The following is a 22,017-nucleotide window of genomic DNA, read 5'->3' on the forward strand; positions in this document are numbered from 1 at the left end:
GATGAACTTGTCCTGCTTCAGGTTGTACGGTTTGTACCGCGCCATCCGCCCCGCCCCATCCCCTCAGCCGCCTCCGCATCGAGACGCTGCTCGGTAACACTGATTCTACAGGACGTGCGGAGTTTTTCTACAGCCTCAACGAACGCCGTAGATCTCCGGCGCGGCCACCAGCGACATTGAGACGGTCGGGGCTCCCGCAGGGTGTTTCGTTGACATACCACATGTGGTATGTCGGGACTCGGATGCCATGGGGAAGCGTTGAGCTGGAAGCGGAGGTGGCGGAATGGATCGAGGCGCTTTCTGCTGCGGAGTTTGGTCGTGCGGAGTTCTACATCGACCTATTGGCAGACCGGGGACCGTTGCTGGATCAACCCTATACGCGGCAACTGCGGGGCAAACTGCGAGAGCTGCGCTTCTATCTCGGCCCCCGCGGCGAGGCGATGCGGTTGTCCTACTACATTGCAGGGGGACGACGGATCATCCTGTTGACAGTGTTTCGCAAGCAGCGGCGGCACGAGCGGGCGGAGATCGAACGGGCACATCAGGCAATGCAACGGTGTATAGAGGAGAGGCATGGCGCAGAAGACCGTGACGAAACGGCGTAGTTGGGCGAAGATCAAACGCACGAGAGCTGGCAGTGCACAACGGCGCGTCGGTTATCGGCAAGCCAAGGAAGCTTTCGAATTGGCGGAACGGGTGAGGCAGGCGCGCGAACGCCTCGGTATCACGCAGGCGGAGCTAGCCGCCCGCATCGGCAGTACGCAGCCGGCAGTGGCGCGCCTCGAATCAGGAGGTAGTACCCCGAGTCTTGCCACGCTGCACCGAATCGCCGCCGCGCTCGGTTTGGAACTCGTGGTCGAACTGCGCGCGCGCCGGGCCGCTGCCTGACAATCGGAGCCGACTGGGGCTCGCCGTTCTCACCGCACATCATTGCGCGGGATGGATCACGCGCGAACACGCTTCAACCAGTAGCCCGGTCGCCGGCCCTCATGGAAGACGACCTTCATCGACGAAGAGCTGTGCGTACTCTCGCGAAGGCTTCTTCCGCCGGCACCCCCCGGGCCTTGCCCGACCGCAGTTCTTCGAGGCGACGCCCTGCTCGGCGAGCCAGAGTGCCTCGACGTCCGGATTGATCTCCTCGTCCAAGCTCGCGATGAGTTCTCGCGCAAGGCGAACACGCTCTTGCTCGGGCAATTCCATTGCGCTGACTACGATCGCCTCAAAGCGAGCATCCACTCCCAAATCCTCCCGCGCCGCGCCACTCTGGCTCTTCGGTTCGAGCAAATCCCAGAGGTTGCCATACAGATCTTTGAACACGGCGAGCGTGCCATACGGCTCGTTCTTCGGCTCGCGAACGAAGACGATACCCTGCGCCTTGTAGTGCTCGTAGTCCCTCCAGAAGCTGTCCGTGTAGAGGAATAGGAACACCCGACCGCCCGTTTGTGCGCCGATACGTGACTCCTGCTCTGGAGTTGACGCCTTCGCAAGCACAAGGCGAGACTCACTCGCACCCGGGGGCGTGATGACAACCCATTGCTTCCTTTGCTCGGAGACGAATTAGTCTTCGACAAAAAGGAATCCCAGCTTGCCAACAAAGAAGTCGAGCGCTTCGTCGTAGTCGCGAACGACGAGTGAGACCAAACCGAGAGATTGCTTCATCCGTGGCACGTTCAACGGCTTGGAGATGAGCCGCGCGTTCCCTTCGCGTCCGCATCCATCGGGGTAGGTCTTCGCGAAACCGGGAATGAATTGGCTGTGTCTCGTTTGATGATGCCAGACAATCTCTTGAGCGTAGCCAGAGCCCGATCGAAGTACTTGCGATCGACTCCGATTGGATCGCCCACCTGTCCGCGACGTTTCGACCCAGCCTTCGCCAGGTAGATGAGATTGACAATTCCAGTGCTGTGGACCAACAGGTCGCGAGTCGCCTTGATCTCAATGTATCTTTCGAACTCCGGCGCAGTTGTATCAACGCCGACAACTTCCCCCACGTAGGCGAGGTACGCATGCGGTGCACCGTACATTACTGAGTTCAGATGCCCGTCTATGGCCTTTTGCAGTGCGTCTTCGATACTGTCAGCCCTGAGAAGAAGTTCGGTGGGAACCGTCTTGCATGGTGCGACCCCGTGCACGGCAATGCCCAACTTCTGCGGATACTCCACAAATACGAGCTTCAGAACCTCCGCAATGAGAGACTCAAACCGCGAGACTGCCATGACTAGAAATGCTTCGTAAAGCGATCCGTTCATGAACCGGTGATATATGTTCTTCAGCTCCTGGTCTGTTCGCTTCGCAAATTTGACTCGGTCGACCGCGGGGACGTAGTAGCGCCGATCCTTGCGATGCGTGGAATGCTCGTAGTCCTCTTTCGCGTCCTTTAGCAGCGGCAGGACTTGGTTGAGAAAGATGTGCACATCGTTCATTTCGCGCACGAACCGATACTGGAGGCCTGCGATTCGCAAGGCAAGTGGACGCTTTGCCATCAGACATCCCTGACTTCTGACGGTTGGTAGCCTTGGGCCCTAACCCCATTGGTTCCACGCAGCACTTCGAAGCAACTGGGTCTGCATCCCGCTTCCGATTTCCTCTTGAGGATCGGCGTGGCAAACCCAGTCTGAAACACTCCCATTACTGGCTTCCTCATCGGACCTAGCATGTACTTGACCGGTCTGTGTAATGCGGCCACCGTTGCAGGGCTCGCAACATAGCACCGGTAGCGCGCGGGGCCCAAACGACTGGAAACCTCTTCTGCCACTAGCGCCGATCGCCCGGATTGGGCACCGCGCCCGCTCTGCGATTGAGTACGTGGTCCTACAGCGACAGACGGGCGATCAATGCCATCAGTGGAGTGTGCAGCACACCATTGCTCGCGATCAAACCTGAGCGAATCGTCTCCCGCTGATTGAAGCGCAGGGGCTGGCCGTCGCGATCGGTCATGCGGCCGCCGGCTTCGGTGATCAGCAACGTGCCGGCGCAGATGTCCCACTCGTTCTTGGGGGTGAGGCTGAAGGTCGCGTCGGCGCGTCCCGCTGCCACGAGCGCGAGCTTGAACGCGACGCTGCCGGTGAGTGCCACTCGCATGTGCGGTTTGAACGCGTCCCATTCGCCGCGTTTGTCTTCAGAGCGGCTGGCGAGCACGCGGGCGTTGTTCAAGTTCGCTTCGGTGCTGACCCGCACGCGCTCGCCGTTCACGCTCGTGCCGCCGCCGCGCTCCGCGGCGAATACTTCGTCGCGAATCGGATCGTAGCTGACAGCAACGATCGGCTCGCCCTGTTCGACCAGCGAGATGCAGACGCAGAACTCCGGCACATGCTGCACGAACTCCTTGGTGCCATCGAGCGGATCGACAATCCACACGCGCGACTGACTCAGGCGCTGCGGATTGTCGCGGGTCTCCTCCGACAACCAGCCGTCGCCGGGAAACGCGGCGTGGATGATCGTCTGGACACGTTCGTTGGCCTGCAGGTCCGCTTCAGTGACGGGATTGTCGTGCCCCTTCGAGCGCACTTCGAAGGGCGTGTCGTAGATCGCGCGGATCACGGCGCCGGCGGCGCGCGCGGCCGCGACCGCGACTTCGAGTTCGCGGCGGGGCATCACTTCGCCGCGCGCGCGGCTTCGTACTCGCGCGTCAGGTTCGCCAACAATTGGTCGCGCCGATCGTACAAACGCCGCGGCGGACGCGGCGCGTGGTTGGCGAGCGCGTAGGCGGTGAGGATCGGCAGCGCAACCGTGGTGTCGAGGTAACAGACAACCGTATCGGGCAACGCGTTGGGATCGATCTTGCCCCAACTCACCGCTTCGCCCGGCGTCGCGCCCGACAACCCGCCAGTGTCGGGCCGGGCGTCGGTGATTTGGATGAAGAAGTCGTGACCCTTCTCTTCGATGCCAAGCACTTCCTGAATCTGCGGCTCGGTCTGCAACACAAAATTCTTCGGCGAGCCGCCACCGAGCATCAGTACGCCGCTGCGGCCACTACTCCGCTTTGCCTCCAACACAATCGCCGCGGTCTCGTTCACGTCGCGCGAGACGTCAAAGGCCAACTGGTTTCCCGCGAGCGCCAGCGCGGCGACGTTCATCCCGATCGAGCTGTCGCCCGGCGACGATGTGTAGATCGGCACGCCGTGTTCGTGCGCCGCCGCCAGCAACGACTTGTTGCCAACGCCGAGCACGCGTTCGCGTTCGCGCACGTAAGCACCGACGCGATAGTGAAACTCCGCCGTGCTCATCGCCCGCTGGAACTCCGGCGCTGCGATCACTTGTCGATAGAACGCGTCGGTTTCGAGCAGCACCGTGTAGTCGAAGAAAATATCGTAGATGCGGACGACACCTTCTTCGCGCAACGTGACGTCGTTGACGAAGGGCGTACCCACATGCATCGCCAGGCCAATGCCGAAGTGGGTGTCGTGATAGAGATTGGCGCCGGTGCTGACGATCCAGTCGATCATGCCGGCCTCGATCAACGGAATGATCGCCGCGATGCCCAGCCCGGCGGGGGTGAGCGCGCCGGTGAGACTCACGCCGATGGTCACGTCCGGCTCCAACATCTTGCGCGCGAAGAGCTGGCAGGCTTCGCGCAGACGCGCCGCGTTGTAAGCGAGAAACGTGCGATCGACGAGGTCGGTCAGCGACAGCGACGCGTCGATGGGTTGCGGATCGATGCGGCGGCTGTGCGCAAGCCGCGAAGCCTTGGCCATTTCCTGTGTCTCCCTCAGTGCGTATCGGCGATGGACTTGCGGCTCCTACCACCTTCGGTTCTGGCGGACAACGACGTGAGTTCGTGACTCGTGACTCGATTGAACGCTCACAAGGAGGATCACGACTCACCGATCACGCTTCACCCTTCACGTCTCACGCTTCACGCCGCCATCACTGCATCCGCGTCGGCTGCCGCGACGATTGGATCTCGACGATGAGTTGGCGTAGCGCGGCGTGCAGCTCACGGCGGTTCTGCGTGAGCTGTTGCGCCAGCTCGCGATGACGGCGGTCGCCGGCGTTGCGGCTGACGAAGTAACGGCGCTGCAGGTCGCTGCGTTCGTTGAGCAGGCGGTCCACCTTCGCGAGCGAGAACAGGCGCACGGTGCCGCCTTGCACGTCCTCGGTGACCGCCAGCAAGCGGCTCAACAATCCGGTGTGATGGTTCACCACCATGCTGGCGAGGCTGCGGCTGCGGATAGGGGACAAGAAGAACGCCGCCTGAAACTCGCGCAGCGCACCGTCGAGGTCGCCGCGCTCGCGCAGCACATCGCCGCGACGCGCGCGCTCGACGTAGCGATTGATGCGCCAGCGCTCGAGGTTGGCGATCACACCGCCGTTGACGGGCAAGCGGGTCGGCGCGCGCGACGAGGCGCGCGCACTCGTAGCCAGGCTCGCCCGCACCGCGTTGTACAGCACCGCGACGAGGTAGAGCAGCACACCGACGCCGGCGAACACCAGCACGGTTGCGAGCAACGCGCTCAGCATGGGGTCAGGCGGCGCTGCACTTCGCGCAGAGCCCGGTAGCCGATCAGTGTGATGCCAAGATCAGCCAGAAGTGACTTGGTGGCAGGAGCGGTAAAGAAATCAAAATCGGCGCGGCGCTGGCGCCAGGAGTCACTCATCGCTTGCATCTCGGGGGCGTCGTAGGCCGCGTGAATGTAGAGTTCGCTCACCCCCGGGCGGAGTTGCTTGAGCAACTTTGTCCAGAAGCTCGGCGTGGCCTCGGGCCGCGGCGGTCCGCCGACGTAGAAGTAATCCGGGCGCAGCACCCCCAGATGATCCGCCTGATCGACGATCGCTCCGAAGCCCATGTCGCGCAGTCGCTCGCCGCGCACCATCCGAATCGGCAACTGGTACTCCGCCGCCAGGCGGACGTAGAGGGCGTGATAGTTCACGTCGAGCTGCAACGTGCCCATGTGCGAATCGAGGTGCGTGACGTCGACACCAGCCGCCAACGCAGCATTGATTTGCGCGCGCGTCTCGGCTTCCACTTCGTCGAGTCGCGCGTGCGCGTAAACGGCTTCAGTGGTGCGATGCAGGTGCCCGCCGCTATCAACCATCGACGGCACGGCCGAACGCCCAAGCAGCGGACCCCACTTGTAGCGTTCCCACTCGCTGGTGTGGGTGACGTGCACTCCCAGATCCGCATCGCGGCGACGGTGCCCAAACTCGACGGCTTCGGCGAACCACGGACACGGCACCATGATGGTGGCCGAGCAGAACGCGCCCTGTTCCAAGCCGGCGACGGTCGCGGCGTTTTCGGCATGGCACATGCCGAAGTCGTCGGCATTGATGATCAGCAACCGCGCGTCGGCAGGATGCCCCAGCAACTCTGTGAGTGGCCGCGTCGACATGGCAATAGATCGCGGCCAGCCATAGCACCTTTTGATGAGGTGGCAAATTGTGTGACGATCGCCGATCGCGTATTCCCTCTTGCGCCACGTCGGTCCATTTCTGTCCTGGCGATGTGCTATACGTCCGTTGACAAAGTGCGGCGCGCCCTTCGAGACGGCGCCTCGCGCCTCCTCAGGACGAGCGGGAAAACGTTGTGGCAAAAAGGGGAGAACCGCTCATGCTGAGGAGCGCCGACAGGCGCGTCTCGAAGCATGCGGGTTCTTCAACGGGCTGCTATACGCGATCGGCGATTTGCGCGGAGGATCTATGCGGTACGATCATCACGACGTGTATGTCGGCAAGGATGTGGGCGGGCGCGAGTGTGTCATCACACCCGAACTGATCGCCACCTACGAAGCCGGCACGGGCGATCGCCATCCCTGGTACCACGACGCGTCGCCGTTCGGTGGGCCCGTCGCGCCGGCCCTACTGTTTCACTCCGAAGTGTATCGGCGTCTGAGCTGGTATCTGCCGAACCTGATCGGCAATCTGCACGCACGGCAGGAGTGGGAGTTCTTCGCCCCGATGCTGGTTGGCAACAGCGTGCGCACGCGCTCAACGGTGGTCGAGCGCTATCGCAAGCGCAATCGCGACTACATCGTCAACGAGGTGCTGATCACCGACAGCGACGGACGCTGGCTGCAACGCAGCCGAACGCACCAGAGCTTCCTGGTGCAAGAACCGATCGATCCAAACCTCGACGTGGTCGACAAGCAACGCGAGAAGCGCAGCGATCGCCGCTTCGACATCGGCGAGGGGCCGGGCGAAGCGATCGCGCCGGCGACCCGCGCGATCACGCTGGCGATGTGCGAGGCGTTTTCCGGACCCGAGAAGAACTACCACACCGACCGCGACATGGCGCGCATGCTCGGCTTCCCCGACGTCGTCGTGCAGGGGATGATGTCGATCTGTTTCGTCTCCGAGATCATGACCAAAGCCTTCGGCGAAGGCTGGTTCCTCGGCGGCAAGTTGAGCGTCAATCTCGTCAACGTCGTGTGGGGAAACGACACCGTGACCACGCACGGCAAGATCCGCGAGCGCAACGGCGAAGGCACGGCGACCCGCGTCCATCTCGATGTCTGGAGCGAGAAGGCCGACGCGACCAAAACGCTCATCGGCAGCGCGAGCGCAGTGCAGGCGTAGAATCGTCACCTGCGCTCGCACGATCAACCGCGACGCGAGGATCGCTTACGCACCCGCACAGTCGTGCAACGCCGCATTGATCGCCTTGAGGAGGCAGTCGACGGTCACGTTACCGTCGTCGTTGCAAGCGAACGGCGGGCATCGATTGATGGGTGTGGCACCAAGAGCGATGTTCAGCCCGATCACCAGCTCGTCGATGGTCACCGTGTGGTCCCGATTGCAGTCGCCGGGACAGGCCGGAGGGCTCGGAGTTGTCGTTGGGCTTGGCGACCCGCTCGCTGTAGCGGTCGCTACCGCGATGGTCATCACCGCCCCCGTTTGTGTGGTGGTGTGAGTCGGCGTCGCCGTCAACATCTCGATGATGGTCGCACTCGGCGTCGGGGAAAGATTCGGCGTCACCATCGCCGTTCGCACCGTCGCCGTTTGAGTGATGGCTGCACTCGGCGAGAGAGTCGGTGTCGTCGTCACTGTCGGGATGGTGGTCGCGCTCGGTGTGCGGAGCACCTGGCGTAGACCGAAGACGGTGACACTCTTGTTCCCTCCGACGTAAACCCTGCCGTTGGCGATCGTCGGCGAGACGAACTTGACCGCCGGACTGGCGTCGTCGCGGCCGCCACTCAACTGACTGCTGTTGTACAGCTCAATCGACAAGTCGTTGGCGTCGTATGCACGCAGCACCGCCGGGCCGTTGCGCCCGAATGCGTCGGTCTGCACTGCCCAGACAATGGCATCGCGCGATCCGTTCGCCGAGACGCTCGGCGAGGCGCCGGGAAATCGCGAGGAAGCTGACGCCTGTGAGACCGGTTCAGTCGACAACCGTCCGTCAGTGAGCCGAAACGCCTTCAGCACATCCGAGGCTGCCCAGTAGTACACCGTGCCGTTCCAGTAGGCCGGCATGCCGAAGGTGGGGCCCAGGATCTTTGAGAGCGACTGCACAATCTGGGAGTCATCGCTGCTGTTGAAGTGACCGAGATTGTCACGATCCACAAGATAGACGGTGCCTTCCTTGCCCGCGGCAACCGCGAGATGGGGATGCAGTCCGGGCTGATCCGGCAGCAGCAACACTCCGGTGGAGCCAAAATCCAGGTCGCTCGCGCTTAGTGCCGCTTGATTGAACGGTGTGAAGTAGTCGATCAGTTGCAGACCGCCACTGGTGTTCAGCTTGAGCAAGCTGTCACCGAAGTCGCGTCCGTCGGTGGCGGCGTCGAACGTGCCGTTGCCGGTTGCCCCATAAAGATAGCCGTCGGCATCGGTCGACAGGCCGGCGCCGCTCTGCCAGATCCCGCCGGCTTTTCCGTCAGGAGTGGCGTTGAATACGGCGACTTGCTCCAGCGTCATCGCGTCGTAGCCGATGATCCATCCGTGAAACGGCTTGGCGTCGCCGTGTGACGCCCACGCGATGTACACAGCGCCGTCATGCAATAGCAGACCCGCCCGTTGATTCTCACGGAGCGGGTTGAAGCTCAGGATGCCGCCGACGTTGTCCGGGCCGGTGCTGGGAATCTCAGCCGCGATCGTCACCGGTCCGCCGAACTTCTCCGCGCCGGTCGCCAAGTCCAACGCGTGGAGGCGCTGCGCGTAGCCGCCAGGCTCCTTGGTTCTAGAGACTACGTACAGCGTCTCGGTCATCGCATCGATGACCGGCGTCCCCGTGATGCCGATTTCAGGCGAGATATCTGGGCTGCCGCCTACGTCGGCGTTGGGAATCGTGGTGATTCCCGCGGCTGGATCGAGGAAGCTGTTGTGCCACAGCGGGACGCTGGCAGCGTCGGCGCTATCGGCATCGAACGCGTAGACGCTGTCATGTTGCGTGGCGACATAGACGACGTTGCGCGCGCCGACCTCGGGAATGAGCATGTCAGGAACGTACAGCGGCTGCGCGTAGACGGCGCCATCGACTGAGTAACGGAACAGGCGGCCGAAATCGGCCACGTTCACATTCTCCGGCGTGAGCACCGCCTCGACGAGGTTTTGTCCCGTGCGCGCGTTGTCGTTGTGATGCGTCAGCATGCTGACTTGGCCGCCGACGGGTGGCGCAAGCAGCAGTGCAGCCAGCGCGATGCTGGCGTTGACCGCACGTGGATAAAACCTCCCTCGACCTGGATTGGCATCCCAGTGCATTGCGCATCAGCCTCGGGACGGGCCGCATGGGCTCAACGACACGATCATGACGCGAGGTCCCGGCACATAAGGCGCACGCCCGCGAACGATCTGCAAGACAATTTCCCGGCAAGAAAATTGACTTCACCGGCACCGGTCATTAGACTCCGGCCTCACTTCAGCGGAGAGGAATCGCAGGCATGGCTTTGAAACATGTGGTGGTCGGCGTGGTGTTCGGCGTGGTGTTCGGCGTCGTGTTCGGAATGATCGCGTTGCTGGGGGCATCGGCGGCGCACGCGGGGTGGGTGATCGAGGAATCCAACATTACGACCAGGCCGAAGGGCGAGCCCGGCCCGGCCGAACCGGCAACCACGCGCATCTCACAAGGACGCATGCGCATCACCCAGCCGAGCACCATCACCGTGCAGGACCAGGTCAAGCAGCGCTTCACCATCTTCGTGACTGACCGCAACACCTACTGGAGCGGAACGGTGGACGAGTACGTCGCCGAGATCGGCGCCGACCGCCACCCAGCCAAGCCCAGCGCGAACGTGACGAAGAAAGAACAGAAGAATGCTGCGCCAGCCAAGCGACCGCGAAAGTCACCGCTCGATGTCGCCAATCTTCCCAAGATCACGATCCGCAAGTTCGACGAGCACGCGAAAATCGCCGGCTACGACACCACGCTCTACCAGATCGACAGCAACGGGAAGCGCTTCCAAGAAATCTGGATGACCGACGCGATCAATATGAAGGACGATCTCGATCCCAAGCGCTACAACGAATACCAGCTCAAGCTCTCTGCGATGATGCGCGGCGCAGCGGCGCCGAGCTTCAACGCCCTCTATCGCAGCCCCGAGTATCTGACGCTGATGCAGTCGGGCTTCCCGCTCAAGACCACCGTCTATCACATCGCCGGCAGCTACACGCGCGAGGTTCGCAGCATCACCAAAGCCGACGTCAGCGACGGCGATTTCGAGCTGCCGAGTACCGCACAGCAAACCTCGCTCAACGATCTGTTCGGCCCGCCGCCGAGCAAGTAGGCGACTCCATGCTGGCTCCTGGAGATGTCGCCCCTGACTTCAGCGCCACGCTCGCGGACGGACGCGTCGTCCGCTTGCGCGACTTTCGCGGCCAACGCCACGTCGTGCTGTACTTCTTTCCCAAGGCCTTCACCCCGGGGTGCACGCGCGAGACGTGCACCTTCCGCGATCAGTACGCGGATCTGCGCGATCTGGGTGCCGAGGTCATCGGCGTGAGTCTCGACACGCCGGCGAAGCAGGCCGAGTTCGCCAAAGCCCAGGGGGCCGAGTTCCCGATGATCGGCGACCCGTCCAAAGAGATCGGCCGCGCCTACGACGTCCTGCGTTTGGGCGGCTGGTTGTTGGCCAAGCGCGTCACCTTTGTCATCGACAAGCACGGGATCATTCGCAACGTGATCCACGCCGAGTTCGACGTCAATCACCACATCAACGCCGCGCGGCAAACGCTGCGCGAACTCGACGCGTGAGCACCGGCGCCATTACCGTCACCATCGCTCGGCGCGATGAGTTGGCGCCCGGCGAGACCAAAAAATTCTTCCTCGATTGCGACGGCTTCACGATCGAATGCTTCGTCATCAATCACGCGGGCGCGCTGCATGCGTGGATCAACCGCTGCCGCCACGTGCCGATGACGATGGACTGGATCGAAAATCAGTTTCTCACCGACGATGGCCAGTACATCCAGTGCGCGACTCACGGCGCCTGCTACGAACCGGCGACCGGCGAGTGTGTCGGCGGCCCGCCGCTCGGCAAGGTTTTGATTCGCGTACCGCTCGAGATCGTCGGCGACGACGTGCGGGCTACCTGTCCGCCCGATGCGATTTCAGACGATTTGCGACGACAACCAGGATAGTGACGGCCCTCGATACGATCGCTTCGCGATCTACTCGGGCAAACGGATTGTGAAAATAGATGAAACAACCGCTTCCCCGAGTAGCGGTCCAGAGTAGAAACCGAAGGCTTCGTATCGAAGGGCTGCGTATCGAGGGGTCACCGCTTGCGCAAAGCAATTCCCAAGCTCACTCCGGCTCGTCGCCGAAGTGAGCGCGAACGATACGCTCCTTGAGGTACTCGAGCGTGCCGAGGTCTTCGACGATGTCCCCGCCGGTGTCATAGAAGAAGATCTCGCCGTTCTTATTGCGGCCCACCGCCACCAGCCACTCCAACTCATCGCGATCTTCGAGCAGGTAGTTAATCGTCTGAGCGACCCCTTTGCCGGGGATGATTGTGACTTTCGGTTTGAGGGATTTCTGTTCCTTAGCCATACGGCAGCCTACCTCGCTCGCGTGAGTTCAAAGCATGATGCCCGCGCGCCGACTCACACCGCGGCGACGCTACACCAGCACCGGGTCCCTATCAAGCCAGAGTTTTCAGAGTCGCAAGCACGACGGTTTCCACGTGATAGGTTTGCGGAAACAGATCGATGGGCTGCACGCGTGCGATGTGGTAACGCGCGGCCAGCGCACGCAGATCGCGCGCCAGTGTCGCCGGATCGCAGGAGACATAGACGATGCGCGTCGGTGCGAGTTCGAGCAGCGCCGCCATCACTTCCGCCGCGCCGCTACGCGGCGGGTCGAGCACGACGACGTCGTAGCGCTCGCCCCGGCGCAGCGCCGTGGCGACGCCGTCGGCCGCCGACGCCGAACGGAACTCGCAATTCGTCTCGTGCAACGCGCGGACATTCGCGATGCCGTCTTCGATCGCGAGTTCGCTCTGCTCGACGGCAACCACTCGCGCAACGCGACGGGAGATCGGGAAACTGAGGTTGCCAGCCCCCGCGAACAACTCAAGGACACGCTGATCGGGCTCGAACGCGCCCGCATCCAGCACCGCTTGCAGCAGCAAACGATTGCCCGCGCGACTCACCTGCGTGAAGGTACCGGCGCGCACGATCCAGCGCAGACCGGGTTCAAGGTCGAGCGCGCAGCGCTCGTCACCCCAGGCGCGGCGGCTGCGCTTGGCGCGCAGCACCAGGCCGGCCACGCGCGGCCGCGCACGCAAGAATGCGTCACACACCGCGTCGTCGGCGCTGGCAAGCGTCCCGCTGGCCTCGCCCGCGAACACCCAGCGTTGACCGTCCGCCGCCGCGAAGATCTCGATCCGGTTCACGGCGCTACGCAGTTGCGCTGTCCATTCGGCCGCGACCGGAATCGCGTCGTCGAGCAGCGGCTCGCCGAGCAGGCAGCGCGTTACCGGCACCAGTTCGTAGGTACCGCCGGCAAAGAAGCCGACCTGCTGGTGATCGACGCGCAGACTCAGGCGATGGCGATAGCCAAACTCCGCCGGCGCGGCGGAAATAGACCGCCAGTCGGTGTGCGTCAGATCGACCGCGCGCGTGAGCTGGTCCCGCACGTTCTTTTCTTTCGCGCGCAACTGCGCCGCGTAGTCGATGTGCTGCCACGGACAGCCGCCGCAGCGCGGCAGATAGGGACAAGGCGGCACGCGCCGGTCGGGCGACGGCTGCACGACCGCAGTCACGTCGGCATACGCGAAGGTGCGACGCTCTTCACGGATCGCCACCTCGACCTCGTCCCCCGGTACCGCAGCACGGACGAACAACACCTTGCCGTCGCGCCGTGCGATCGCGTGAGGTCCGTAGCTCAAGCCGGTAATCCGCACCGCCGCATCACCCATGGTGCAGCCATACTAGAGGACCCGCAGAAACTGTAGGGGCGATGCAATGGGCGTTTCACGCCTCCACGCGAGTTTGGTACAGTCAGCCGTCATGGTACCGCGACCGATTCGAATTCGCCGCGGGCGGCGTACAGACTTTACAGCGGTGATGGCGCTGCTGGCCACCACCAACGCCGCCCTGCCGTCACCCGATCGCGCAACGCTGCGCCGCTTCCGCCATCTGGTCGCCGACCTCGGCACCGACTTCTACTTGGCCACGGTCGATGAACGAATCGCGGGCGTCGCCCACATCACCTACGCGCGCCAACTGGCCGATCGGCCGATCGCGACTCTCGCGACGTTGATCGTAGCGCCGGGCGAGCAGCACGATGGCATCAGCAGCGCGTTGCTGCGCTTCGCCGTCGAGCGTGCCCGCAAGCGCGCTTGCAGCGGATTGCGCTGCGCAGTCCGCGATGATCGTGACCCCGACGCTGCGGAATTTCTCACGCACGCCGGCGCCGCCGCGGCCGGTCGTCTCTTCGAGCTACCGTTGCCCGAGGCAGCGACCGGCGAGCCACTCGAAGCGTAAGCAGGCACTAGAGGAAGGATACGGCATGGCGGAGTTCTCGAAAGCCATCGCGCGATTGATGGAAGAACGAGTACCGGCAGCGAGCGATCCGCCGGCGCTGCGCTCGGTCCTCGACCGGATGCGCGCGTTGCTGACGCCGATCGAACGTCCGTTCGCCGATGCCTTCGCGCGTCAACTATTCAGCAAAAGTAGCCTCGATCAACTGAGCACGGGTGACGTACAGATGTGGGCCGCCATCACGGTCAACGCCTGCCGCTATTTCGTCGAGCCGAGTACCGGTGCGCCGCGCGTGCGGGTGTTCATGCCCGAGGCGACCCGTGATGGGTGGGAAGGCTCCAGCACCGTGGTGCAAGCCACCATGCCCGATCGGCCGTTCATCATCGACACGATTCGCGAAGGCGTGCAGGCCGCGGGCGGGAAGCTCCACCGATTGCTGCACCCCGTCCTCGGGGTCGAGCGCGATCGCCACGGCGCGCTACGTTCGATTGGCACCCCCGAAGTCGTCGGACAACACGAGTCGTTCGTGCACGCCGAGATCGAGCGGGTCGCCGACCCGGCCGCATTGCAGGCCGCGTTGCTCGGGCGCTTGGCGGCGCTACAACTGGCCACCGACGACTACGCGGCCATGCGCACGATCGCCACCAAGCACGCCGACGCGCTGCGCGCCCGCACCTTGGCGCGGCCGTGGAACGAAGGCGCCGAAGAGGTCGCGGCGTTCCTCGAGTGGCTGACGCAGAAGCATTTCGTGTTTCTCGGCTACCGCGAGTACGAATTCTCCGGACAAGGCAGCGAGCGACGCGCCGCGCTGCGCGCTGGCTCTGGACTTGGCATCTTGCGCGACGAAGCGCGCTCGACCTACGCCACCTCGCAACGGATCGCACCGGGGCTGCGCCGCCGTCTCAACGAGCCGCCGTTGCTGATGGTGTCGAAAACCAACGCCGAGAGTCCCATCCATCGGCTCGACCGGATGGACTACATCGGGCTCAAACAGATCGACGCCTCCGGCGTCGTCAACGGCGAGTGCCGATTCCTCGGCCTGTTCACCGGCAAGGCCTACGCCGAGCCGTCGAGCGAGGTACCGCTGTTGCGGCGCAAGTTGGAAGCCATCCTGGCGATCGCCGAAGCGCTGCCGGAATCGCATGACTCCCTCGCCATCACGGCCCTGTTCGACACGATCCCAAAGGAGGAGCTGCTGGGATCGGCGGCGGCGGATCTCGCCGATGAAATCGCCGCGATTCGCGCCGCCGAAGGGCACGACGGCATCCGCGTATTGTGTCGCAGCGATGCCATCGCGCGCGGCGTCTTCGTCGTCGTCATTTTGCCCAGCGATCGGTTTGCCGCCGATCTCGAGCGCCGCGTCGGGCAGAAACTGGCGCAGGCGCTCAAAGGTCAGCTGCTGCACCAGCGCGCGGCGCTCGACGACTTCGAGCGCGCCCGGCTGCATTTCTATGTCGGCACGCCGCCCGAGGTGTTGTCGTCGGGAACGGGCGAGCAGCTCGAACGCGAGCTCGGCAGCTTGCTGCGGACGTGGGATGATCGCCTGATCGAGCAGCTGCGCGGCGAGATGCCCCGCACCGCCGCCGATCAGCTGGCCGCGAAATACTTGTCGGCGTTCTCGCCGCGCTATCGCGCAACCACTGATACTCCGCTTGCCGTGCGCGACATTCGTTGCCTCGAAGTGCTGAGCACGACCCGCACACTGCAGGTCGACATCTTCAACGAGCCCGCCGACAGCAGTCCGCGCTTCACGTCGATCAAGCTCTACACCCACGACGTGACACTCGTGCTGAGCGATTGTCTCCCCATTCTCGAAAACCTCGGGCTCCGGGTGTTCGAAGAAGACCACCTCGACGTCCCGCTCGCGGAAGTCGGTGAGGTGCGTATTCATACGTTCTTGGTGCAAGACGCCACCGGAAACACGCTCGACGTCGACCGTGTCGCCGGCCCGCTGTCGGCCACCATGCTAGCGCTGCGCGCGGGATTGGTAGCGAACGATTTACTCAACTCGCTGGTGCTCCACGCGGGTTTGCTGTGGAACGAAGTGGATGTCCTGCGCGCCTACCTCGGCCACGCACAACAAGCCCAAGTGGCCGCGCACGAGCTGCTGATTGAGGCGTTGACGAGCCATCCGCCGTCGGCCGCCCTACTCTTCGAGGCCTTTCGCACCAAGTTCGATCCCGCCTTCAACATGCCTGCGCGTGAGCGCGCCAGCGGACTGCTACCCGAGATCGAGCGGCGATTCTTCGCGAGTCTCGACACCGTCGAGAGCGTACTGCACGATCGCATTCTGCGCGCGCTGTGGGCCACGATAGCGGCCACGGTGCGCACCAACTTCTACGTTCCTCCCGCCAGCGAGCGCGCACGGGCCGGCCGAGGCACCCTCGCGCTCAAGATTGCCTCCGCCGAGTTGCCGCACTTGCCGCGCCCGCACCCTCTGTGCGAAATTTATGTCCATGCCGTCCACATGTGCGGCATTCATCTGCGCGGCAGCCGGGTTGCCCGCGGTGGCATCCGACTGAGCGATCGCCCCGACGACTTCCGCACTGAAGTCCTCGGCTTGATGAAGACGCAGACGGTGAAGAACGCGGTGATCATTCCCGCCGGTGCCAAGGGCGGCTTCGTGGTCAACCGGCGCAGCCCGGCCGGCGCCACCCCCGCCGCGATCGCGGCCGCCTATCGCTCGTTGATTGGCGGACTGCTCGATCTCACCGACAACATCGTCCACGGCAGCGTGGTCCCGCCACCGAACGTCGTGCTCTACGACGAATCCGATCCGTACTTGGTGGTGGCGGCCGACAAAGGCACGGCGACCTTTTCCGACACCGCCAATGCGATCGCTGCCGAATACGGCTTTTGGCTCGGCGATGCCTTCGCCTCCGGCGGGAGTCTCGGTTACGACCACAAGCGGGAAGCCATCACGGCGAAAGGCGCGTGGGAATCGGTACGCCAGCACTTCCGCGCACTCGGCCGCGACGCCGATAGCGAGCCGCTGGCGGTGATCGGCATCGGCGACATGAGCGGCGACGTCTTTGGCAACGGCTTGCTGCGCTCACGCCACCTGCGCTTGCGGGCCGCGTTCAACCACCAGCACATCTTTCTCGATCCCGACCCCGATCCCGTCGCGTCGTTCGCCGAGCGAGAGCGGCTGTTCGCCCTCCCCCGGTCGGGCTGGAACGACTACACCGCCAACCTGATCAGCGCCGGCGGCGGCGTGCATCTGCGCGCAGCGAAGACCATTGCGCTGTCGGATTCCGTACGGCAGATGCTCGGCGTCGACCACGACACATTGAACGGGGAAGAACTGATCCGCGCGCTGCTGCACATGGAGGCCGATCTGCTGTGGAACGGCGGCATCGGCACCTACGTCAAGGCCCACGACGAACCGCACGCCGCCGTCGGCGACACCGCCAATGATGGCGTTCGGGTGGACGCGCGCGATCTGCGAGTCAGAGTCGTTGGCGAAGGCGGCAACCTTGGGCTCACCCAGCGCGCCCGCATCGAGTACGCCCTGAGCGGTGGCGCGATCAACACCGACGCGATCGACAACTCGGCCGGTGTCGATCTCTCCGATCACGAAGTGAACCTGAAGATCGCGCTCGGCCGGCCGGTCGAAACCGGCATCATCACGTCCGAGACGCGCAACGATCTCCTCGCCCAGCTCACCACCGATGTGTGCAACCGTGTTCTCGCCGACAACGTACGCCAAGCGCGCATCCTCACCATCGACCAGGTGCGCAGCCGCACGCGGCTCAACGACTTCCGCGATCTCGTCGTTCAGCTCGAAGCCGAAGCGCAACTCGATCGGCAACTCGAACGCCTGCCCGAGCGGGAGACGCTACGCACGCGGCGCGCAACGTTCCTCGGCTTGACGCGGCCCGAGCTGGCCGTCGTGCTCGCGTACAGCAAGCTGCATCTCCACCAAGCGCTGCTCCAATCGACGCTGCCCGACGATCCGTTTCTAGAGCACTACCTGCGCCGTTACTTCCCAGATGCGGTCACCGAACGCTTCGCCAACGCCGTGCGCGCACACCGGCTGCGGCGCGAAATCATTGCTGTCACCCTCGGCAACTACCTCATCGATGCGATGGGCATGACCTTCGCGATGCGGATCGCGCGCGATACCGCGTCCGACCTTGCCACCGTAGCCAAAGCGTGGACCGCGGTCGTGATCATCGGCGAAGCCGAACAGGTCATCGATCAGTTGCTCCTCGGCACTCCGCCATTGACCGCCGCTGCCGACATCCAAAGCGCGACCGTGCTCGAACTCGCACTCGACCGCGCCACCAAGTGGATCATCGACACCCAGCGGCGTGACCTCGGCATCGGCGATCTGGTCAAGGCCTTCTCGATGTCAGTGGGGGCGCTACAAACCGGCGTGGGCGAGCTGCTGTCAGCGGGCGAGCGGCAACGCGAACAGGCGGGCCGCGATGCCCTGGTCACCGCCGGCGTTCCCGACGTGCAAGCAGACGCGCTGGTGCGCTTGCGCCGTACCGCCGACTTGCTCGAGATTGACCAGATCGCGATGGATATCGAGACGCCCCTCGAAGTGGTCGCCGAAGTGTACTATCGAGCGGTCGATTTGGCCGACTTCGAATGGATACGCCAGAATCTCCTCGCGGTGGCGGGCGAAGACCGCTGGGACCGTCGCGCCAGCGATGGCCTGATCGAGGCGCTCGCCGCCATCCGGCGCCAATTGACGCGCAACCTCTTGCTGCAGCGCACTGAAGGGACGACCGTGCAACGCTGCGTCCTGGAGTATCGCGAGCAGCACGCCGCGCATTTGGAGCGGCTCGGCAGGCTCATCAATGACATTCGCAGCGCGCGGCAACCGACGCTCTCCGGGATGGTCGTGGTCGTCCACGAGCTCGAAAGACTGGTTGGCCGCTGATGGCGCTGCAGGTCCACTTCCTCGGTGCCGGCGATGCATTCTCTGCCGGCGGCCGGCACCAGGCCGGCTATCTCGTGCGCGGATCGCGGGCAACCGCGCTGCTCGACTGCGGCGCCACCACGCTCACGGCGCTGAAGCGCGACCGCGTCGATCCGGCGATCATTGACGTGATCCTGCTCAGTCATCTGCACGGCGATCACTTCGCGGGGTTGCCGTACCTCTTCCTCGAATACACCTACGAGGCGCCGCGCCAACGGCCGCTGCTCATCGCCGGACCGCCGGGCACCGAAGAGCGCGTCGATGCGGTCTACCGCGCGGCCTACAAGGAACTCGCCAAGCGTCCGCTGCCGTTCTCGTTGCAGTTCGTCGAACTGGCTCCGGGCGTTCCGACCAGCGTCGGCGCCTTCGCCGTCGAACCGTTTCGGGTTCCGCACCAAGAGCACGACATCTCCCTCGCGTTGCGGGTGCGAATCGATGATCGGGTGATTCTGTACTCGGGCGACACCGGCTGGACGGAAGGCCTGGTCGAGTGGTCGCAAGGCACGGACCTGTTCATCTGCGAGTGCTGCTACTACGAGACGCGGGTCGACTATCACCTCGACTACCCGCGGCTCGCCGAGCATCGCCATCGCTTTGGCTGTCGCCGGCTGATCCTCACCCACCTCGGCCGCGAAGTGCTCGCCCGCCGCGAGCAGATCACGATGGAACTCGCGAACGACGCGCTGGTGGTGGAGGTCTAGCCCCAATCCGGAAACAAGAAGGACGCGCGACGCGGACCTCCCCCTTTGAAGAAGGGGCATTGAGGGGATTTTCCGATGCGCGCTCAAATCCACCCTGACCCTCCTTTGCCAAAGAGGCGAGCGGCTCCCTGTCGTGTTGACGCGCGCCGAAGTACCGGCGCTGCTCGGCACCCTTGACGGTCTCTCTTGGACCATGGCAATGCTGCTGTAGAGAGCAGGGTTGCGCCTCATGGAGTGCTTGCGAACGACCCGGAGTCATGACGAAAGTGCGCTTGCATCCGTTGCTCATTCAGCGTGATACCCTGCGAGCCCCGGCGTGGGTCGGGCTCTGCATTGGTACGGATAGATGTATTAGCCGGCACGAAACGGCTTCTTAGGTACGCAACCGAATGGAGGACCGATGAAAACCACCCGCACACAATATTTCATCGCTACCGCGCTCCTTGCCGCGCTCGCCTTCGGCGCCGGTCGCACCAGCGCCCAAACCCGCTCCGATGAACAAACGCCCGAGACCCTCACTACCCGGATTGGAGAGCTGAAATACGAGTTCGGCTTCCCCACCAAGGAAACATCTCAGAAGCTCTATGACGAAATGGATTTTCAGCGAGCCTGCCAAGCCTACATGTGGTCATTCCCCGCCGTGAGTTTCGCCTCGATCAAGGCCGGTTTGTTCCGGGATCTGGGAGCGACCTACAACGACGTCGTTCTCTACCAGGACTTCCTCGACACCAAGAGCATCTACCTCACGGGAAATAACCAGACGATCTACGCCGGGGTCCAGATCGGCCTGGCCAAGGATGGGCCGGTCGTGGTCGAGGTCCCCGCCGGGCCCACCGCAGGCGTGTTGGCTGATCTCTGGTTCGAAACATCGGGGGTCGGACGCCTCGGTCCGGACAAGGGCCAGGGCGGCAAGTACCTGCTCGTTCCACCGGGCTACAAAGGTGAGCTGCCGACGAAAGGGTATTTCATCACGCCTTTCAAGACGATGGATGCCAACCTCTTCATTCGCGGCATTGTGATCAAAGGGGACGTGGCAGGAGCCGCCGACATGATCGCGAAGACGCGCCTCTATCCCTATAGTGAGCGTGCCAATCCCAAGCCCAACCGCGTCCTTCGCGTCACGGGCAAATACGTCAACACGGACGAACCCGAGGGGCTCGCGTACTGGAAGCTGTTGTCGGAGGTAATCAACAACAATCCGGTGGCAGAGCGAGATCGCTTTTTCATGGCGATGCTCAAGCCGCTGGGTATCGAGAAGGGCAGGGCGTTTGCGCCGGATGCTCGCCAGCAGCGCATCCTGGAAGAAGGTGCGCGTCTCGGTCATGCCATGGCGCAGACGACCAGCTACGAATCAAGACTGGCCGCTTCCCCGGCCTATCCCGGCAAGCACTGGGTGAACGTGTTGGTGCTCAACACCATGCAGAAAACCGAGCAGGAATCCGAGTACTACAGCCAGCTCGACGAGCGCCTGAACTATTTTTATCTCGGCACTTGGCCAGCCGAAGCGATGAACCTGCCGTTTCCCTCCAAGGGCCAGCGGTATCTGGAAAGTTTCAAGGACAAGGACGGCAACTGGCTGGACGGCTCGAAAAACTACAAGCTGCACGTCCCGGCCAACGTGCCCGCCGAGGAGTTCTGGGCCATCATCGTCTATGACAACCTCACTCGTTCGATGACGATGAACAAGGCCAACCACGCCTCGATCAGTTCCTACGACAAGCTCACCTTTAACGCCGATGGCTCAGCGGACCTCTACTTTGGCCCGAAGGCGCCGGCGGGTTTGGAGAGCAACTGGGTAGATACCAGTGCATCGAAGGGATGGTTCGTCTGGTTCCGCTTCTATGGCCCCAAGGAGCCGTTCTTCAACAAGACATGGGAGCTACCGGACTTCGAGAAGGTCAAATGACCCGGGAAGACCAGCTGACAAGCGGTTGAAGCGGGCGACGCTAGGCCCAACACCCGCCCCCGCAGCGAGGTAGTCGTGCCCCACTCAGTGCTTCAGTTCTGGTTCGAAGAGATTTCGCCTGCGCAGTGGTGGAAAGTCGACGCGGAGTTTGATCGGCTGATCGTGGAGCGCTTCTCTGAGCTCCATGGTCGAGCAACGCGCTCGGAGTTGTTCGAGTGGCGCGCAGAACCCAGAGGACGACTGGCTGAAGTCATCGTTCTCGATCAGTTCTCCCGGAACATGTACCGAGGCGACCGGCTCGCCTTCGCAGCCGACACATTGGCCTTGGCACTGGCCCAGGAGGCCGTGGCGGCAAAGGTGGACCTCACGCTCACGGAGGCGGAGCGAGTCTTCATGTACATGCCGTACATGCATAGCGAGTCGAGGTTGATCCACGAGGTTGCGGAGCGTCTGTTCAAGGAAAGCGGACCGAAGAGCAACTACGACTTCGAACTTCGACACAAGGCCATCATCGACCGCTTTGGTCGTTACCCGCATCGCAACGCAATGCTCGGGCGCCAGTCCACAGAGGAAGAACTTGCATTCCTGGCTCAGCCCGGGTCTAGCTTCTAGGCGGAGCACGTGGG

Annotated in this window: 20 protein-coding genes and 1 pseudogene; 11 read left to right on the forward strand and 10 right to left on the reverse strand. The window is 63.4% G+C overall.

The genetic code is table 11. The features are described 5' to 3' along the window. The first annotated feature begins 242 nt into the window (after nt 1-242). On the forward strand, nt 243-605 hold the full coding sequence (locus tag HYR72_05835) for a type II toxin-antitoxin system RelE/ParE family toxin (protein MBI1814478.1): 363 nt from the start codon (nt 243-245) through the stop codon (nt 603-605). Next, complete coding sequence (locus HYR72_05840) at nt 574-888, forward strand: helix-turn-helix transcriptional regulator (protein ID MBI1814479.1); 315 nt, start codon at nt 574-576, stop codon at nt 886-888. The genes HYR72_05835 and HYR72_05840 overlap by 32 nt, the downstream gene beginning before the upstream one ends. 99 nt (nt 889-987) lie before the next feature. Here HYR72_05840 and HYR72_05845 read toward each other — a convergent pair whose 3' ends face one another. The 7 genes and pseudogenes from HYR72_05845 to HYR72_05875 all read right to left on the reverse strand — a co-directional run bounded on the left by HYR72_05845 (nt 988) and on the right by HYR72_05875 (nt 6,329). After that, a complete protein-coding gene (locus HYR72_05845; GenBank protein ID MBI1814480.1) occupies nt 988-1,200 on the reverse strand; it encodes an addiction module protein in 213 nt (70 codons plus the stop codon). A gap of 72 nt (nt 1,201-1,272) precedes the next feature. After that, a pseudogene (locus tag HYR72_05850) lies at nt 1,273-1,659 on the reverse strand (VOC family protein). Nucleotides 1,660-1,670: 11 nt separating this feature from the next. Next, nucleotides 1,671-2,483 carry a hypothetical protein gene (locus tag HYR72_05855; protein MBI1814481.1) on the reverse strand — a complete coding sequence of 271 codons (813 nt, stop codon included), beginning with the start codon at nt 2,481-2,483 and terminating at the stop codon, nt 1,671-1,673. A 328-nt stretch (nt 2,484-2,811) separates the two neighbouring features. After that, a complete protein-coding gene (locus tag HYR72_05860) occupies nt 2,812-3,594 on the reverse strand; it encodes a 3'(2'),5'-bisphosphate nucleotidase CysQ (protein MBI1814482.1) in 783 nt (260 codons plus the stop codon). Then, a complete protein-coding gene (locus HYR72_05865; protein MBI1814483.1) occupies nt 3,594-4,694 on the reverse strand; it encodes a deoxyhypusine synthase in 1,101 nt (366 codons plus the stop codon). The genes HYR72_05860 and HYR72_05865 overlap by 1 nt, the downstream gene beginning before the upstream one ends. A gap of 172 nt (nt 4,695-4,866) precedes the next feature. Continuing rightward, a complete protein-coding gene (locus tag HYR72_05870) occupies nt 4,867-5,460 on the reverse strand; it encodes a hypothetical protein (protein MBI1814484.1) in 594 nt (197 codons plus the stop codon). Further along, entirely contained in the window at nt 5,454-6,329 is an 876-nt protein-coding gene (locus HYR72_05875; protein ID MBI1814485.1) for a polysaccharide deacetylase family protein, read from the reverse strand. Before HYR72_05875 ends, HYR72_05870 begins: the two co-directional genes overlap by 7 nt. A 307-nt stretch (nt 6,330-6,636) precedes the next feature. On the opposite strand from HYR72_05875, the gene HYR72_05880 reads away from it, so the two are divergent. After that, a complete protein-coding gene (locus HYR72_05880; protein MBI1814486.1) occupies nt 6,637-7,512 on the forward strand; it encodes a MaoC family dehydratase in 876 nt (291 codons plus the stop codon). Nucleotides 7,513-7,557: 45 nt separating this feature from the next. Here HYR72_05880 and HYR72_05885 read toward each other — a convergent pair whose 3' ends face one another. Further along, nucleotides 7,558-9,633 carry a pyrrolo-quinoline quinone gene (locus HYR72_05885; protein ID MBI1814487.1) on the reverse strand — a complete coding sequence of 692 codons (2,076 nt, stop codon included), beginning with the start codon at nt 9,631-9,633 and terminating at the stop codon, nt 7,558-7,560. A gap of 179 nt (nt 9,634-9,812) precedes the next feature. On the opposite strand from HYR72_05885, the gene HYR72_05890 reads away from it, so the two are divergent. Genes HYR72_05890 through HYR72_05900 form a run of 3 tightly spaced genes read left to right on the forward strand, consistent with a single transcriptional unit; the run spans nt 9,813 to nt 11,508 of the window. After that, a complete protein-coding gene (locus HYR72_05890; protein ID MBI1814488.1) occupies nt 9,813-10,655 on the forward strand; it encodes a DUF4412 domain-containing protein in 843 nt (280 codons plus the stop codon). Nucleotides 10,656-10,663: 8 nt separating this feature from the next. After that, a complete protein-coding gene (locus HYR72_05895) occupies nt 10,664-11,122 on the forward strand; it encodes a peroxiredoxin (GenBank protein ID MBI1814489.1) in 459 nt (152 codons plus the stop codon). 11 nt (nt 11,123-11,133) lie between these two features. Then, nucleotides 11,134-11,508, forward strand: coding sequence for a Rieske 2Fe-2S domain-containing protein (locus HYR72_05900; GenBank protein MBI1814490.1), 375 nt, complete (start codon nt 11,134-11,136; stop codon nt 11,506-11,508). A gap of 166 nt (nt 11,509-11,674) precedes the next feature. Here HYR72_05900 and HYR72_05905 read toward each other — a convergent pair whose 3' ends face one another. Continuing rightward, nucleotides 11,675-11,920, reverse strand: coding sequence for a hypothetical protein (locus HYR72_05905; protein ID MBI1814491.1), 246 nt, complete (start codon nt 11,918-11,920; stop codon nt 11,675-11,677). Between the two features lie 91 nt (nt 11,921-12,011). Then, entirely contained in the window at nt 12,012-13,289 is a 1,278-nt protein-coding gene (rlmD, locus tag HYR72_05910) for a 23S rRNA (uracil(1939)-C(5))-methyltransferase RlmD (protein ID MBI1814492.1), read from the reverse strand. A 46-nt stretch (nt 13,290-13,335) separates the two neighbouring features. Here rlmD and HYR72_05915 point away from each other — a divergent pair, with 46 nt between their 5' ends. From HYR72_05915 to HYR72_05935, 5 genes are all read left to right on the forward strand, one after another. Beyond that, nucleotides 13,336-13,857, forward strand: a complete 522-nt coding sequence (locus HYR72_05915) for a GNAT family N-acetyltransferase (GenBank protein MBI1814493.1) — start codon at nt 13,336-13,338, stop codon at nt 13,855-13,857. Between the two features lie 25 nt (nt 13,858-13,882). Further along, nucleotides 13,883-18,745: an NAD-glutamate dehydrogenase gene (locus tag HYR72_05920; protein MBI1814494.1), complete on the forward strand. Its 4,863-nt coding sequence runs from the start codon at nt 13,883-13,885 to the stop codon at nt 18,743-18,745. Then, on the forward strand, nt 18,745-19,485 hold the full coding sequence (locus tag HYR72_05925; GenBank protein ID MBI1814495.1) for an MBL fold metallo-hydrolase: 741 nt from the start codon (nt 18,745-18,747) through the stop codon (nt 19,483-19,485). Before HYR72_05920 ends, HYR72_05925 begins: the two co-directional genes overlap by 1 nt. A gap of 400 nt (nt 19,486-19,885) precedes the next feature. Next, nucleotides 19,886-21,391 (forward strand): DUF1254 domain-containing protein, encoded by a 1,506-nt coding sequence (locus HYR72_05930; GenBank protein MBI1814496.1) that lies wholly within the window; start codon nt 19,886-19,888, stop codon nt 21,389-21,391. 75 nt (nt 21,392-21,466) lie between these two features. Next, nucleotides 21,467-22,003 carry a DUF924 domain-containing protein gene (locus HYR72_05935; protein ID MBI1814497.1) on the forward strand — a complete coding sequence of 179 codons (537 nt, stop codon included), beginning with the start codon at nt 21,467-21,469 and terminating at the stop codon, nt 22,001-22,003. Nucleotides 22,004-22,017: the final 14 nt, after the last annotated feature.

The sequence above is a fragment of the Deltaproteobacteria bacterium genome, assembly GCA_016178705.1.
GTDB lineage: Bacteria > Desulfobacterota > Binatia > HRBIN30 > JACQVA1 > JACOST01.

Coding starts and splice junctions, on each gene's coding strand:
- HYR72_05835 (MBI1814478.1), top strand. CDS start 243: ATGCCATGGGGAAGCGTTGAGCTGGAAGCGGAGGTGGCGGAATGGATC.
- HYR72_05840 (MBI1814479.1), top strand. CDS start 574: ATGGCGCAGAAGACCGTGACGAAACGGCGTAGTTGGGCGAAGATCAAA.
- HYR72_05845 (MBI1814480.1), bottom strand. CDS start 1,200: ATGGAATTGCCCGAGCAAGAGCGTGTTCGCCTTGCGCGAGAACTCATC.
- HYR72_05855 (MBI1814481.1), bottom strand. CDS start 2,483: ATGGCAAAGCGTCCACTTGCCTTGCGAATCGCAGGCCTCCAGTATCGG.
- HYR72_05860 (MBI1814482.1), bottom strand. CDS start 3,594: ATGCCCCGCCGCGAACTCGAAGTCGCGGTCGCGGCCGCGCGCGCCGCC.
- HYR72_05865 (MBI1814483.1), bottom strand. CDS start 4,694: ATGGCCAAGGCTTCGCGGCTTGCGCACAGCCGCCGCATCGATCCGCAA.
- HYR72_05870 (MBI1814484.1), bottom strand. CDS start 5,460: ATGCTGAGCGCGTTGCTCGCAACCGTGCTGGTGTTCGCCGGCGTCGGT.
- HYR72_05875 (MBI1814485.1), bottom strand. CDS start 6,329: ATGTCGACGCGGCCACTCACAGAGTTGCTGGGGCATCCTGCCGACGCG.
- HYR72_05880 (MBI1814486.1), top strand. CDS start 6,637: ATGCGGTACGATCATCACGACGTGTATGTCGGCAAGGATGTGGGCGGG.
- HYR72_05885 (MBI1814487.1), bottom strand. CDS start 9,633: ATGCACTGGGATGCCAATCCAGGTCGAGGGAGGTTTTATCCACGTGCG.
- HYR72_05890 (MBI1814488.1), top strand. CDS start 9,813: ATGGCTTTGAAACATGTGGTGGTCGGCGTGGTGTTCGGCGTGGTGTTC.
- HYR72_05895 (MBI1814489.1), top strand. CDS start 10,664: ATGCTGGCTCCTGGAGATGTCGCCCCTGACTTCAGCGCCACGCTCGCG.
- HYR72_05905 (MBI1814491.1), bottom strand. CDS start 11,920: ATGGCTAAGGAACAGAAATCCCTCAAACCGAAAGTCACAATCATCCCC.
- rlmD (MBI1814492.1), bottom strand. CDS start 13,289: ATGGGTGATGCGGCGGTGCGGATTACCGGCTTGAGCTACGGACCTCAC.
- HYR72_05915 (MBI1814493.1), top strand. CDS start 13,336: ATGGGCGTTTCACGCCTCCACGCGAGTTTGGTACAGTCAGCCGTCATG.
- HYR72_05920 (MBI1814494.1), top strand. CDS start 13,883: ATGGCGGAGTTCTCGAAAGCCATCGCGCGATTGATGGAAGAACGAGTA.
- HYR72_05925 (MBI1814495.1), top strand. CDS start 18,745: ATGGCGCTGCAGGTCCACTTCCTCGGTGCCGGCGATGCATTCTCTGCC.
- HYR72_05930 (MBI1814496.1), top strand. CDS start 19,886: ATGAAAACCACCCGCACACAATATTTCATCGCTACCGCGCTCCTTGCC.